Origin of the sequence: Williamsia sp., from assembly GCF_036566845.1 — a bacterium.
Lineage (GTDB): Bacteria > Actinomycetota > Actinomycetes > Mycobacteriales > Mycobacteriaceae > Williamsia.
The window spans coordinates 1-13409 of record NZ_DATCVM010000057.1 but is presented as its reverse complement, the minus strand read 5'-3'; the positions used below and the strand labels follow the sequence as shown (position 1 = coordinate 13409).

14 protein-coding genes and 1 tRNA gene are annotated in these 13409 nt (G+C 63.8%); 10 read left to right on the top strand and 5 right to left on the bottom strand.

The window, feature by feature from the left end; translation table 11 throughout:
• Positions 1-191: 191 nt before the first annotated feature.
• The 5 genes from VIQ49_RS05180 to VIQ49_RS05160 all read left to right on the top strand — a co-directional run bounded on the left by VIQ49_RS05180 (position 192) and on the right by VIQ49_RS05160 (position 4378).
• Positions 192-1712, top strand: a complete 1521-nt coding sequence (locus VIQ49_RS05180; protein WP_331881595.1) for a S1C family serine protease — start codon at positions 192-194, stop codon at positions 1710-1712.
• A 76-nt stretch (positions 1713-1788) separates the two neighbouring features.
• A complete protein-coding gene (locus VIQ49_RS05175; RefSeq protein WP_331881594.1) occupies positions 1789-2436 on the top strand; it encodes a MogA/MoaB family molybdenum cofactor biosynthesis protein in 648 nt (215 codons plus the stop codon).
• A gap of 11 nt (positions 2437-2447) precedes the next feature.
• A complete protein-coding gene (locus tag VIQ49_RS05170; RefSeq protein WP_331881593.1) occupies positions 2448-2657 on the top strand; it encodes a hypothetical protein in 210 nt (69 codons plus the stop codon).
• Between the two features lie 383 nt (positions 2658-3040).
• A complete protein-coding gene (locus tag VIQ49_RS05165; RefSeq protein ID WP_331881592.1) occupies positions 3041-3646 on the top strand; it encodes an MspA family porin in 606 nt (201 codons plus the stop codon).
• Positions 3647-3724: 78 nt separating this feature from the next.
• The gene (locus VIQ49_RS05160) at positions 3725-4378 is read left to right on the top strand and encodes an MspA family porin (RefSeq protein WP_331881591.1); all 654 of its coding nucleotides are present in this window, start codon (positions 3725-3727) and stop codon (positions 4376-4378) included.
• A gap of 352 nt (positions 4379-4730) precedes the next feature.
• Here the strand turns inward: VIQ49_RS05160 and mscL are convergent, their stop codons facing one another.
• The 4 genes from mscL to VIQ49_RS05140 form a co-directional block, all read right to left on the bottom strand.
• Positions 4731-5624, bottom strand: a complete 894-nt coding sequence (gene mscL, locus VIQ49_RS05155; protein ID WP_331881588.1) for a large conductance mechanosensitive channel protein MscL — start codon at positions 5622-5624, stop codon at positions 4731-4733.
• Between the two features lie 98 nt (positions 5625-5722).
• On the bottom strand, positions 5723-6394 hold the full coding sequence (locus VIQ49_RS05150) for an SAF domain-containing protein (protein WP_331881585.1): 672 nt from the start codon (positions 6392-6394) through the stop codon (positions 5723-5725).
• Positions 6395-6491: 97 nt separating this feature from the next.
• Positions 6492-6812 carry an FmdB family zinc ribbon protein gene (locus tag VIQ49_RS05145; RefSeq protein WP_331881582.1) on the bottom strand — a complete coding sequence of 107 codons (321 nt, stop codon included), beginning with the start codon at positions 6810-6812 and terminating at the stop codon, positions 6492-6494.
• Positions 6813-6893: 81 nt separating this feature from the next.
• Positions 6894-7484, bottom strand: coding sequence for a 5-formyltetrahydrofolate cyclo-ligase (locus VIQ49_RS05140; RefSeq protein ID WP_331881579.1), 591 nt, complete (start codon positions 7482-7484; stop codon positions 6894-6896).
• Positions 7485-7572: 88 nt separating this feature from the next.
• Here VIQ49_RS05140 and VIQ49_RS05135 point away from each other — a divergent pair, with 88 nt between their 5' ends.
• The 3 genes from VIQ49_RS05135 to VIQ49_RS05125 all read left to right on the top strand — a co-directional run bounded on the left by VIQ49_RS05135 (position 7573) and on the right by VIQ49_RS05125 (position 10594).
• A complete protein-coding gene (locus VIQ49_RS05135; protein ID WP_331881578.1) occupies positions 7573-8520 on the top strand; it encodes a UTP--glucose-1-phosphate uridylyltransferase in 948 nt (315 codons plus the stop codon).
• Positions 8521-8664: 144 nt separating this feature from the next.
• Positions 8665-9930: a gephyrin-like molybdotransferase Glp gene (gene glp, locus VIQ49_RS05130; RefSeq protein WP_331881576.1), complete on the top strand. Its 1266-nt coding sequence runs from the start codon at positions 8665-8667 to the stop codon at positions 9928-9930.
• 61 nt (positions 9931-9991) lie between these two features.
• The gene (locus VIQ49_RS05125) at positions 9992-10594 is read left to right on the top strand and encodes a GNAT family protein (RefSeq protein WP_331881573.1); all 603 of its coding nucleotides are present in this window, start codon (positions 9992-9994) and stop codon (positions 10592-10594) included.
• 23 nt (positions 10595-10617) lie between these two features.
• Here VIQ49_RS05125 and VIQ49_RS05120 read toward each other — a convergent pair whose 3' ends face one another.
• Entirely contained in the window at positions 10618-11208 is a 591-nt protein-coding gene (locus tag VIQ49_RS05120) for a dihydrofolate reductase family protein (protein ID WP_331881571.1), read from the bottom strand.
• Between the two features lie 248 nt (positions 11209-11456).
• Here VIQ49_RS05120 and glpR point away from each other — a divergent pair, with 248 nt between their 5' ends.
• Positions 11457-12671, top strand: a complete 1215-nt coding sequence (glpR, locus tag VIQ49_RS05115; protein ID WP_331881569.1) for a gephyrin-like molybdotransferase receptor GlpR — start codon at positions 11457-11459, stop codon at positions 12669-12671.
• 44 nt (positions 12672-12715) lie between these two features.
• Positions 12716-12788 (top strand) — tRNA-Ala (locus VIQ49_RS05110).
• The last annotated feature ends 621 nt before the right edge of the window (positions 12789-13409 follow it).

The window sequence follows — 13409 nt, the reverse complement described above, 5'->3', positions numbered from 1 at the left end:
GCGTAGGACGCTGCCGTCATTCGAGGGATTGATCTGTGACGCCACTTCGGAAACCGGTGGGACAATTGAGGGGCAAACCTACAGCGCTGTCTCAGCCACATCTCAGGCCGAAGTAGCAAGGTATGTAGCAGTGCCGGGTTTGGTCGGCATCGGAGCGCAGCGGTGCGCCTGGCAGAAAGCAAGCGGAGGACATGGGCGGCAACAACGAGAACGAACGCGGATCCAACACCCCTGAGGGTGAAGGATTCTCGAATCAACCGAACTTCGGTGGTCCGGCGGGACGGGCGCCCGGCGTCGATAATCCCTACGGCCCCACCACGTCGTTCGATCCCCGATCGGCGCAGCAGCCCACCTCCGGTGAGCCGACCGCCAACCTGGGCCAGGCCGCGTACGGACGCCCAGCCGGCCAGGGTGGCAATCCGTATGGCGCGCAGCCGGATCCGTACGCGCAGCCCGCGTCCCATGGGCAGCAGGCGCCGTACGCCGGCTACGGAACGACCCCGGCGGGTAGCAATCCGACAGGCCAATTCGCCGCTCCCGGAGCGCCTTACGCGACCGGGCCGCAGTCATACCCCGCGGCCACCGGAGCGGCGCCCGCAACGAAATCCGGCGGACGGTCGGGTGGATTCAAGGCCGGCCTCGCCGCGGCCGCAGTAGTGGTGGCGCTGGTGGCCGGCGGCGTGGGTGGTGTTGTGGGCGCGAATATCTCGGACAATGCGTCCGGCTCATCCAGCAGCAGTGACGTTCTCGGCGGCGACCGCGATACCTCGCAACCGGTGTCGGCTCCCGAAGGCTCTACCCAGGAAGTGGCACAAAAGGTGCTCCCGTCGGTGGTGTCCATCAAGGTCATCGGAAGCCAGGCTTCGGGCTCGGGTTCCGGTGTGGTGCTCACCGAAGACGGCACGATCATGACCAACAACCACGTGGTCGCCGGTGCCGGCTCCAACCCCCAGGTGATCGTGGTCTTCAGCGACGGCAGCACCGCCGACGCGACGATCGTCGGTGCCGACCCGATCTCCGACATCGCGGTCATCAAGGTTGACAAGTCCGGACTCACCCCGATTCAGGTCGGTACGTCGGACAATCTGGCCGTCGGCCAGGAAGTGATCGCGATCGGTGCGCCGCTGGGCCTGGACGGCACGGTGACCACCGGAATCATCAGCGCGCTCAACCGTCCGGTGTCGACACAGGGCGAAGAGAGTGGGCAGGCATCGGTGATGGATGCGATCCAGACCGACGCAGCCATCAACCCGGGTAACTCGGGTGGTGCACTGGTGAACGCCAATGGTGCCCTGATCGGCGTCAACTCGGCCATCGCGAGTCTCTCGGAAGGTGAGACGGGCGGCAGCATCGGGCTCGGGTTCGCGATTCCGGTGAACCAGGCGATGCGTATCGCGGACGAGCTCGAACAAACCGGCAAGGCCACGCAGGCAGGTCTTGGTGTGTCCGTCCGTTCGGGTGCACCGGCCGCAGACCAGCCAGGTGCCCTGATCAGCGAAGTCCAGCCCGGTGGCGCCGCGGCCGATGCCGGCATCCCGAACGGGGCACTGGTCACCGCGGTCAACGATCGGGTGATCGCCTCGGGTGATGCGCTCATCGCGGCGATTCGCTCGCACGCACCAGGCGACAAGGTCAAGGTCACCTACGAGGTGAACGGACAAAGCAAAACTGTTGAGGTCACCCTCGACACCCTGGATACCGGAGGCCGATAGCAACGTGAGAATCCCAGACCCGACGATCAGCGATCAGAAATCTACTGACACTGCAGACGTAGGACGACTGCAAGCAGTGTCGGTCATTCCGACCGATAGAGTTCCTTTCGGAGGTAGTGACATCTCCGAGCTGGGAATCGGTGAGGCCGATGTGGTTGCGGCAGATGCCGCAGCCGCACGACTCGCCGCCCAGGCTGGGGAGATCGAGGCGGAAGGAATTCAGATGAGGTCGTTGAACTTGGCCGACGAGGATCTGGGACGGGCGCTGGTGGTCATCGTCGACGACCGGGTCGCGCACGGCGATGATCACACTCTGATCGGGCCCCTGGTGAGTGAGTTGCTCGAGGAGGCAGGTTTTCACGTCGATGCGGTGGTGGCTGTCGAGTCCGACGAGGTCGAGATCCGAAACGCACTCAACACTGCCGTGATCGGCGGCGTCGACTTGGTCATCTCCGTCGGCGGCGTCGGTGTCGGTGGACGCGATGTGGCACCCGAGGCGACCGAAGATCTCCTCGACCGGAAACTGCCGGGCATCGAAGAGGCATTGCGGAGCTCGGGGTTGGCGGCCGGAGCGATGGATGCGGGTCTGTCACGGGGCCTGGCCGGGATCTCGGGTCAGACGATTGTTGTGAACCTCGCGAATTCGCGGGCCGCGGTGCGTGACGGGATGGCCACCATCACCCCCATGGCGAAGCACCTCATCGCGTCGATCTCCGAGTTCTGAATCGGGTGGACGTGGAGGAGAAGTCGGCAAACGTGGAGGAGAAGTCGGCAAGCGGCAAACGCAAGTTGTCGCGCGCGGAGCTCGACAAGATCTTTGGCGATGACATGCCGGAAACGACCAGTGATGAGCGATCGTTACGCGCGTGTGATGAAGGTCACAGGGGTGTCGATATGCAGTCGGACGAGTGGTTTCTTGCCAATCGTCCGCCACATCACGAGTGAATAGCTTTTTCATCACAGCCAGGTCCAGCGAGTTCACCGCCCGTTAACTGAATTTCATTCAGCATCACCAAGGTCCGCTGCAGTGCAGCGGATTTTGGCTTTTAGGACACACTTACTGCTAACTCTTGCTTGCGTCCCGCCAGCGCACTAACGTTCCGCTCGATACATCCAGTACCAGTGCGGGGGCTGGAAGTGTCCCGCGAGCCGCCCCCGAGGGTGCTCGTGGAAGGACTGAGACGCTCGGGCGGTATTTACCTCAGGGACACATCGGGCTTGCAGCCCGTTAACTCGCCCGGTGGAAGATTCCGACCAGCCATCAGGTCACTTCAGGCTCACGATTTGGTTGAGTTTGGATTACACAGCAATCCTGTGAGAGGGAACGAATGAGCAAGTTCAGCATGTTCGGTCTACGCCGCGTTGTCGGCGCTGGAGCCATTACCGCGGTTGCCGCCATCGGCCTGGCCAGCATGGGAGCCGGAAACGCTGCCGCAGGTCCGCTCGCTTCGGGCAGCAAGGTCACCGAGGGCATCGATGGCACCGTCGTCAAGATCGAGCGCACCGGTGAGAGCGCGTACCCGGTTCCGTCCCTGGCCAACAACGGTGCAGGCCGCGCCGCCGAGGTCAACGGCAAGGTCAAGGTCTACTCGGGCGGCTCAGCCGGCACGTTGACCACCGGCTACATCGTCGGCTGCCAGATCGACATCACCGGCTTCTCGGGTGGCCTGGGCGGCAGCCTGGACCTCCTCTCGGGCACCGCCGGTCTTGCCGGATCGATCTCGGTCCCGCTGAGCCCCGGCCAGGCTGTGTTCGTGTCGCTTGGCAGCAAGGACTTCGACGGTAACGACGCGTCGATCCAGTACCAGAACCAGGGCATCGACGTGCAGCAGTGCGGCGGCTACGCCCAGGCTCGCGCCTTCTCGACCGTGGTCACCACCGGCGACTTCGTTGTGAAGTCGACCCTCTATGGCCAGCCGTTCAGCCTGAACTGATCGTCGGCAGATATCCCGCCCAAGTCTTGAAACACTTTTATCTGCCGCAAGCAGATTGATATTTCCGTAAGGGGAATCATGAAGAACACAATCTCGCGCCGCCTCGCGGCGGCCGCCGGAATCGCCGGCGTGTCCGCTGTGGCGCTCGCCGCCATGGGAACCGGTGCTGCTGCTGCCGGCCCGCTGCCCGGTGGCAAGACCGTTCAGACGCTCGACGACGGCACCCAGGTGACCGTGAGCCTGTTCGGTGAGAGCTCGACCATCTCGCCCGCGATGTCGGCCATCCCGACCAGCCGCAACGTGTGGCTCAACGGCAAGATCGCCGTCAACGTCACCGGTGGTGCCGAAGGCGGCAGCATCGAAGCCGGCTACATCGTTGGTTGCCAGCTCAACTTCGGTGCGAGCGCCGGAGCAGCCGGTGGCGTCGAGGTCGCTCCTCCGGCAACTCCGGGTGGCGAATTCGATACCACGCCTGGCGCAGGTGTTGAGGGCGGCTTCGAGCTGTCTCCGGGTGAAGCAACGTACGTCGCCTTCTTCACCGATGAAGATGGCAACAACAGCGGCATCGACTTCGAGGGTGCAACCGGTGGTATCGCCTACAGCCAGGAAACCTTCGCAGTCCACGGCTGCGCCGGCTTCGCCGAGGCCAAGGCCTACGTGAAGGTGACCGTCGAGACCGAATCGACCACCGGCATCGTGACCCTGTACGGTTCGCCGTTCAGCATCGGCTGATAGCACGCCTTCGCAATAACTGAACTACAACAAAAGCCGGGACGCCGTGAGGTGTCCCGGCTTTTGTCGTTCCCGTCAAAACAGATCCGGCGCAGTGATGTGAATTGCAGCCCCGCGTCCTTCGGGTTCCGTTGGCCGGGTTCCGTTGGCGAATACTGAACGTGGACGGACGGTTTGAAGGTCGGGGGTTCGCACGTGAATGTGAACGCAGACATGGTTCGCCGCACCGGCGACGCTGATATGGCGTCTTGACTTTTGCTTGATTCGCCGATCAGTAGAGGTGCGTAAAAAACACCGCCCGCACAAGTGAAGCTGTGCGGGCGGTGTTCTGTTTGTCTGGGCGTTGTTCGGACTACTGGCTATGACGTCCGGGACCGTCTTCGGGGCGGTCCGGGGGCGGTCGGTAGCCGGGGGGAGGTCCGGTCAGCGGGTCGGGGCGGTAACCGGGGCCCTGGGACCCGTAGTCGGGTGGACCGTACTGGGGAGGCCCTCCTGGGCGCTGTGGGGGCTGGTTCGGGTTGTACCCGGGCGGCGGACCCGCGGGCTGTCCGTAGCCCGGCAGGGGGCCGCTCAGCGGATCATTGTGTGGCGGTGGGCCTGTGGGTGGCTGATAACCGGGCGGGGGACCCTGCTGGTACGACGGCGGGGGCCCGGACTGTTGCTCGGGCTGCGCGGAGAACTTCTGGGTTCCTGCGGCGGAGGCGCCGGGATGGCCGGGTGCACCGGGCCCGCCGGCCGCCGGCTGGGGTCCTGATGGGGGACCGGGCGGCGGACCTTCGTTGGCCCGTTCGATGAAGGCCTCGTCCTTGTCGGAATGATCGTTCTTCGCCGCCGCGATTTTCGCTTTCTCCTCCACCGGGTCTTTGCCTTGCAGGATGTCGCGGATCTCGGTGAGCAACTCGGATTCGGACAAAGCGACCGCGTCGTCTCCGTCCCTCGCTGCAAATGCCTTGAGTTTTTCGTACGGCATCACGATCACGAAATAGACAATTGCTGCGATGATTACGAAATTGATTATTGCGGTTATCAATCCGCCGATATCCACAAATGTTTCGGGGTTGCCTTCCCGAATGGTGAATCCGAGACCCTCCGCCGCATCGGTTCCGCCCAGAGAATTGATGAGAGGTTGGATGATGTTGGAGCTGAACGCGGTCACGATTGCGGTGAATGCCGCACCAACGACAACGGCAACGGCCAGGTCGACGACGTTTCCTCGCATGAGGAAGTCTTTAAAACCCTTTAACATGTTGTGGTCCTTCCCATCTGGGAAAACGCATGTATGCTTGGGAACATTTTCCGATCTTAACCATCTATCGACCTCGATGGTGGATGGAACATGCGTTTTCAGTGAAAGACCACGGTGATCGGCGCGGCGAGCGTCGCGCCGGCCACACGGTGCGCGTCGCGCTCGGGCAGGGCCAGGATCACCGGGCGCGCGTCCCGTCCAGGTGAGGTGCTGCCGGGAGCGTAGACCAGCGCCACCACCGCGTTCTTCGCCAAAACCGTTGATGTCGAAGACGCTTCACCGCTGTCCGGCTCGTCGACACTGAGGACGTCCACCACGTCGCCTTCACGCAGCAGATCCACCACGGATGAATCGGACAACGTGACCGGGACCAGGCGCGCGTCGTCGCGGCCCAGCAATGCGGCGGGTAGCCGGCTCGACAGGACGCGGGTGTCGGTGAACATCTCACCCGGATGGACGGGTCCGGTGACTGTCTGGTCTACCAGGAGCGAGGGGTCGGTGATCGCGCCGGGTGGGATCGCTGCCGCGTCCACCTCGCGAAGTTCGAGGTCGTCGAAGGTCAGGCGGACGCCGGGTGCCACGTCGCGGGCGGCGACCACAACCGGCTGCAGTTCGTCATCGCGGTGGGAGGTGAGGGCTGCGACCACCGCGACGACCAGGAGGGCGACCGCACAGGTACGCCTGATCAGGAGGGATCGGGTCCAGCCGGGGCGCAGGGCGTGGCTCAGGCGGTCGAGAGCGGTGGGAGTCAGTGGGTTGCGGTCGGGCATGGCCGAACGCTAGGTCACCGGGGCGACGGGATCCGACAACCAAAGCGCCTGCCCGATCGAACTGTGGGCAGGCGCTGAAATTGTGGACAACCGTCCGTCAGGAGGCTGTTGCGGCCGGCGTGCTCGATGTGGAGGAGCTGCTCGACGAGCTGCTGCTCGAATCGCTCGACGATGACGACGAGGTCGATTCCTTCTTGCTCGAGGAGTCGCTGCCCGAGCTCGCTTCGCTGCTGGTCGACGTCGACCGGCTGTCGTTGCGGTAGAAACCGCTGCCCTTGAAGACGATCCCGACACTGTTGAACAGTTTGCGCAGCTTACCGGCACATTGTGGGCACTCGGTCAGCGAGTTGTCGCTGAACGACTGCACGATGTCGAAGCGGTTGTCGCACTGTGTGCAGGCGTACGAATAGGTGGGCACCGAGGACCTCCGGAAGTGTTTAGCCGAGAACGTTGTGGATTCTACAGCGCAGTTGGCACTCTAGGCTAACGAGTGCCAAGGTCAAGTTGTTCCCAGGCGGCGAAACCCGCCAGACGGGGTCAGGCTCCACCCCATCGCCACGTCCAGGTCATCACCGGGGACCTCGTCGAGGATCTCATGGTCGTAGACCACGGCCACCAGGCGGTTTGTGTCCACCGCATGGATCGATCGGTCGTAGTAGCCCGCACCCCGCCCTAGCCGGGTGCCCCTGCGATCGACTGCGAGAGCAGGGACCAAGATCAGGCTGGCGGTGTTGATCACCGCGCTCGGCTGGAGCGCTCCGGTGGGTTCGAGTAGGCCGAATCGGCCGGTCGTCAGCGACTCGGGACCGTTGTAGCTCGACCAGTTCAATGGCGACGGATCGCCGGGTCCGACAACCGGGAGCAGCACCCGGTGCTTATGATCACGCAGGGCGTCGAGCATCGCGACCGAACCGGGTTCGGAACCGATCGGGACATAGGCGGCGATCGTGGCTTCGAGCCCGATGGCCGGCTGGTCGTCGATTCCCACGCGAGCGATCCATGTCACAAGCCTGGCGTCCGCGGCGGCTTTTACCTGCGGTGACATATTTATGCGAACGCTCTGTAAGTGCTTTCGCAAAGCAATCTTCATATTTTTGATGGTGCAAGCCTCTCGTGCGGAGCGGTCTGCCGTTAGGTTTATCTGTGTATGCCGGAATAGAGCAAACGTAGGGTGGAAAATGATTGATGCGCAGATGAGTCCGACGGACGAGATCGAATACGAATCGGTACCGGGAACACCCCCTATTCCGAGGACTGCAATAGTCCCAGCCGCCGGTTTGGGGACACGTTTTCTGCCCGCGACCAAAACGGTCCCGAAAGAGCTTCTCCCGGTTGTCGATACACCGGGTATCGAGCTGGTGGCCGAAGAAGCCAAGGCGGCCGGAGCCGAACGCCTGCTGATCATCACCTCGCCCGGCAAAGACGGCGTGGTGGCCCACTTCGTCGAGGACCTCGTCCTCGAACACACACTGGAGTCGCGCGGTAAGGACACCATGCTGGCGAAGGTCCGCAACGCGCCGTCGCTGCTCGAGGTCGCCTCGGTGATCCAGGAGAAGCCGCTCGGACTCGGTCACGCGGTCGGCTGCGTCGAGGCTCAACTCGACGACGACGAAGACGCCGTGGCAGTGCTGCTGCCCGACGACCTCGTCATGCCCTCGGGTGTGCTCGAAGTGATGGCCCGCACCCGCGCGAAGCGTGGTGGCACCGTGCTGTGCGCCATCGAGGTCCCCACCGACAAGATCAGCGCCTATGGCGTCTTCGACGTCGAAGAACTTCCCGACGCCGTGAACCCGAACGTCATGAAGCTCAAGGGCATGGTCGAGAAGCCCAAAGCCGAAGACGCACCGTCGAACTACGCGGCAGCCGGCCGGTACATCCTCGACCGCGCGATCTTCGGTGCGCTGCGTCGCATCAAACCGGGTGCGGGCGGCGAACTACAGCTCACCGACGCGATCGCGTTGCTGATCGACGAGGGTCACCCGGTCCATGTGGTGGTGCACCGCGGAACCCGCCACGACCTCGGGAACCCGGGCGGCTACCTGAAGGCGTCGGTGGATCTTGCGCTCGACCGCGACGACTACGGTCCCGAACTGCGGGAGTGGCTGATCCAGCGTCTCGGCTTCTGAGACTTTCGTCAGAACGTGCCGAACTGCCGGGTCCGTGAACCGACTCGGCCGCGCAAACCCGCTAACGTCAAGTCCTACGTGTGCGCAGACTTCCCGTGCCATACCGGGCAACGCGGTCTGATCGCGGGTGAGAGGAGATGATCGGTGCGATCGGTGGAGGATCAGCTGAGTCGGGTGACCGCTGCAGCAGTGGCGCCTCGGCCGGTACGGGTGGCGATCTCCGAATCCCAGGGTTTGCTGTGTGCCGAGGACGTGACGGCAGATCGGCCGCTACCCGGCTTTGATCAGTCGGCCATCGATGGCTACGCCGTGCGCAGTGTCGATGTGGCCGACGCGGGCAGCATCGCCGGCGACGATTCCGAGTCGCCGGGGGACCACGTGATCGTGGTCCTTCCGGTGGTCGGTGAACTCAAGGCCGGCTCACGCACCCCGACCCGGCTGCAACCGCGGCAGGCGGTCCGGGTGGAAACCGGTGCGCCGCTTCCGACGCTGGCGGACGCCGTGGTCCCGCGTCGCTGGACCGATGGTGGTCTGCCGAAGGTGCGCGTCGGACATGCCGTGCGCAGCGGACAGTACGTGCGTCACGAGGGCGCCGATGTGCAGCCCGGTGACGTCGCGGTGCGCGCGGGGACGATCATCGGCCCGGCCCAGGTGGGTCTGCTCGCCGCCGTCGGATGCGAGCGGGTCCTGGTGCATCCGCGGCCGCGGTTGTCGGTGATCTCGGTGGGTGGCGAGTTGATCGACATCGATCGCACGGCGGGCGGTGGGCAGGTCTACGACGTCAACAGTTATGCGATCGCGGCCGCTGCGCGCGACGCCGGTGCCGACGTGAACCGCGTCGGTATCGCCGACAAGGAACCGACACAATTACGCGAAATTGTTGAAGGACAACTGATTCGGTCCGAGATCGTGGTGATCACCGGTCCCGTCGGCGGGGCCGCGTCCGAATCGATCAAAGAAGCCCTGGCCGAACTCGGAGACCTCGAGATCGCCCGGATCGCGATGTACCCGGCGTCGGTGCAGGGTTTCGGCCAGCTCGGCCGTGACGAGGTGCCGACGTTCTTGCTGCCGTCGAATCCGGTCAGCGCACTGGTTGCCTTCGAGGTGATGGTTCGCCCGCTGATCCGGATCGCGATGGGCAAACGCCAGCCGATGCGCCGAGTGGTGCGGGCGCGGACCGTCGGTGCGATCACGTCGGTCGAAGGCCGTCGCGGATATCTCCGCGGACAGCTGATGCGCGACGAGCAGACCGGGGAGTACCTCGCACAGGTGATCTCGGCCCCCGACGGCGGCTCACATCTGCTCGCCGGCCTGGCCGAGGCCAACTGCCTGGTCATCATCGAACCCGAGGATGTGGAGTTGCGGCCCGGCGACGAGGTTGATGTGGCGTTCCTGGCGCAGCGCGGGTAAGACTGCAACTGTGCGCGCCTGGAACAGGGGAGACACGTCTCGGCGGGGGTGGCCGGCGAAGTTGGGGCCAATCGGTGTCGAAGGTGGCACCCTCACGGTTCGGGCCGTTCGGCTACGGGACGCCCGCGTGTGGAGCCGGCTGCGGATCGAGAACCAGAACTCGCTGATGCCGTGGGAACCGACAGGTTCGGGATTGTGGTCGGCCCGGCACAATCCAGCGGCCTGGCCCGGATTGCACTCCGTTCTCCGTGCGGAGGCGAAAGCCGGGAACATGCTGCCGATGGTCATCGAACTCGACGGCGAATACTGCGGACAGCTCACCGTCGGCAACATCCAGCGCGGTGCTCTCCGCAATGCGTGGATCGGCTACTGGGTCGACGCGGCGGTGACCGGTCGCGGTGTCGCCACCGGCGCACTGGCTCTCGGTGTCGACCACTGCTTCGGCGTGGTGGGCCTTCATCGACTCGAAGCGACCGTTCAGCCGGAGAACGCCGCGTCGTTGTCGGTGCTCCACAAGGTGGGATTCCGCGACGAAGGTCTGCTCGAGCGGTACATGGACGTCAACGGCGAATGGCGGGACCACCTGCTCTTGGCGTTGACCGTCGAGGAAATGCTCGGTACCGCAGTCGAGCGGCTGGTGCGAGCCGGCCGCGCAACTCTCTGAGTTCGGTTGGGACGGAATCGGGGTCAGCCGAGAGAGTTGATTGTTTCCTGGCTGTACGTCGACACGACGTTGCCGCCCGAGAAGGTGCGGACATCCTCGAATGTGAATCTGGTGGGGTTGAAATTCGTGTCGAACGCGGGCCGCCCGGCGCCGGCAACCACGGGGTAGGTCTTGACGACCAGTCGATCAATCTGCGGAAGCAGGCTGCCGGCGAGGCTTCCACCGCCGGCGAGGTAGATGTCGAGGTCGGAGTGTTCGAGCTTCAGCATGTCGACGGCGTCGGAGGGATGGTTCCGGATCACGGTGATCGCCGGATCGTCGACGCGCAAGTCCCGGGACACCACATATTGGTCGAGGTGCGGGTATGGGCTGGTGATGTTCTCGGCCAACGCCGGATCGTAGGTGCGGCGCCCCATGATGATGCTGTCGAACTTGGTCAGTGGTGCATCCGCGATCCCGGCCTGCGCACGAATATGGCCTGGGAGAGCGTCGCCGAATTCGTCCAGCATCCACTGCATGTAGTCGTCGGATATCGGATAGAAGTCCACCTCGTCGTCGGGCCCGGCGATGTAGCCGTCGATCGAAATTCCGATGTAGTACACAAGTTTTGGCATTCGCTCCGCCCATGGTCGGTCCGGTCGCTGCCGAGCCTAGCGGGCGAGGCGCGGTGGTCGAACCGATTTACCGCCGGCGGTATGGACCGTGCACTGTGTGCGGGTCGACAAATCGCCGGATTGTCGGCGCGTCTGCACTGCTGGAACGGGCTGTGGCAATAACCTGACGTGGAGCGTCTGTTACGGGTGTGACAAACGTGCACTCGGCTGGACGGTCGAGCGAGGTTGCCGAAGGAAAGGAGCTGCCCATGCCGAATTCGCTGTTGTGGGTGTGTCTGGTGGCGATCTGGCTTTTCGTCTTGGTGCCGATGGTCGTGAAGTCGCGGCCGACCGTGCGCAAGACCAGTGACACAGCGTTGTCGACGCGGGTGCTCCACCGCGGCGGCCGGAACATTGCCAAGACCAAACGGCGCATGGCCTCGGGTCGACACCCGCACGACGCCGACTGGGAACCTCCGGTACGCGAGTACCGCAAGGTCGCCGCCAAGGGTGGAACCGCAACGGCGGTCAAGGAAGCCGATGTCGACGATGTCGACGGCGATGTTGTCGACGCCGATACCGCGGACGCACCCGAGCCCGTCAAGACTCCCGTGATGAAAAAGGTTGCAGTCGAAGCAGACTCCGCAATCGATGACGTCGACGACTCGGACGAGATCGAGGCCGAGACCGATTCCGACATCGAGGCGCAGGATGACAACGAGGCAGACGCTGATGTTGTCCACAACGATCTCGAAGACTCCGAGTCCGACGAGGACGAGGACGAAGCGGTCGACGAGACCGACGACGATCTCGAAGCCGAACTCGACGAAGACACCGAGGACGCTGAACTCGATGACAGCGACCTCGAAGGTGCCGAGTACGAAGACGACCTCGACGAGGACGACGCCGAATACGACGACCTCGACGACGAAGACTACGAGGACGACGCCGAATACGACGACCTCGACGAGGACGGCGCCGACGATGAGGTGACCGACGAGGAAGCGGCCGAAGACAATTCGGCTCGCCGAGCCCGTCGTGGCGGCTTCGATCCCGAGGCCGAACGCGAACGAAGCGACAAGCGCTACCGGTTCCGTCAGCGTGTGATGGCCATGCTGGGTGTGCTCACGCTCGTCAGCATCGGAGCGGGGGTGTTGCTCGGTGCCGTCGGTTGGGCTGCCACCGCAGTCCTGGTTATCGGGTTGATCGGCTACATGTTCTTCCTGCGCCGAGCAGTACGCAACGAGCAGCGGATCTTCCAGCAGCGGATGCGTCGCCTCGCCCGCGCACGCCGTGAGGAAGAAGAGCGTCGCGCACATCCGGAAGTCGACCCCCGCGCCGACATCCCGGCCCGCCTGCGTCGCCCCGGAGCTGTGGTCCTGGAGATCGACGACGAAGACCCGATCTTCGACCATCTGCCGCAGTACGTCCCTGCTCAGCCGATGCAAGAAGAGCCTTCCTACCGTCGGGTTGTAGGTCAATAACGGGCCAGTGTTAACCTGTTCAAGTTGCTCGCGAGGGCAACGAAGGGGCTATAGCGCAGTTGGTAGCGCGTCTCGTTCGCATCGAGAAGGTCAGGGGTTCGATTCCCCTTAGCTCCACTCTATATTGGCTGGTCAAAGGCTATTTTTGCCTACTGATGTTAGTTTTCCTTGTGGCTTATTGTCCACAGGAACTTGTGAGAAGGCCGATTATCGGCCTGTTATCGCCCCTCTGTACTCGTGAGAGTCATCGGAAAATTCGCTGCAGGGATCGATGTCTTGAACGCAACTCGGCTGCACAACACTGATGAGGTTCGCGCAGCACAGCCTGGGGGGAGTCGCTGGTTGGCTCGGATCGTGCGGCGCGAGCGTCGAGTCGTGGCTTCGACCTTCTCGTGCTAAGTCCGAGAGGGTACGAGCTCCCTTGAACGCGCCCGTGTGGCGCACTGCAGTGGGGCAACACTGTCGGTGACGCCGACCGTTGCACGCCGAAGAAATCGGTCGGTGGGGGTGCAGCGACGGTGTAGGCGCTCAAGCAGTCTCCGCGGGTTCAGTACGCCCCGTATTTCAGCGCAGTGTTGGATAGTCCCTAAGTGTCATCTGCCAGCGTCAAGGGACCACCGTGAGCTGATTTTTGCCACGAGGATGGGACCACCTGGATTGCCAGTTATGGGACCACCGGCGCGTCGCGTCGGTGGTCCCTTCATTGTGCTCGTTGACTCGCCTGTGACCAGGTCACAG

Bases quoted from the DNA above. Each gene is read 5' to 3' on its own strand.
- VIQ49_RS05135 (WP_331881578.1), top strand. From the start codon at position 7,573: ATGATTGATGCGCAGATGAGTCCGACGGACGAGATCGAATACGAATCG.
- glpR (WP_331881569.1), top strand. From the start codon at position 11,457: ATGCCGAATTCGCTGTTGTGGGTGTGTCTGGTGGCGATCTGGCTTTTC.
- VIQ49_RS05180 (WP_331881595.1), top strand. From the start codon at position 192: ATGGGCGGCAACAACGAGAACGAACGCGGATCCAACACCCCTGAGGGT.
- VIQ49_RS05120 (WP_331881571.1), bottom strand. From the start codon at position 11,208: ATGCCAAAACTTGTGTACTACATCGGAATTTCGATCGACGGCTACATC.
- VIQ49_RS05160 (WP_331881591.1), top strand. From the start codon at position 3,725: ATGAAGAACACAATCTCGCGCCGCCTCGCGGCGGCCGCCGGAATCGCC.
- VIQ49_RS05150 (WP_331881585.1), bottom strand. From the start codon at position 6,394: ATGCCCGACCGCAACCCACTGACTCCCACCGCTCTCGACCGCCTGAGC.
- VIQ49_RS05165 (WP_331881592.1), top strand. From the start codon at position 3,041: ATGAGCAAGTTCAGCATGTTCGGTCTACGCCGCGTTGTCGGCGCTGGA.
- VIQ49_RS05140 (WP_331881579.1), bottom strand. From the start codon at position 7,484: ATGAAGATTGCTTTGCGAAAGCACTTACAGAGCGTTCGCATAAATATG.
- mscL (WP_331881588.1), bottom strand. From the start codon at position 5,624: ATGTTAAAGGGTTTTAAAGACTTCCTCATGCGAGGAAACGTCGTCGAC.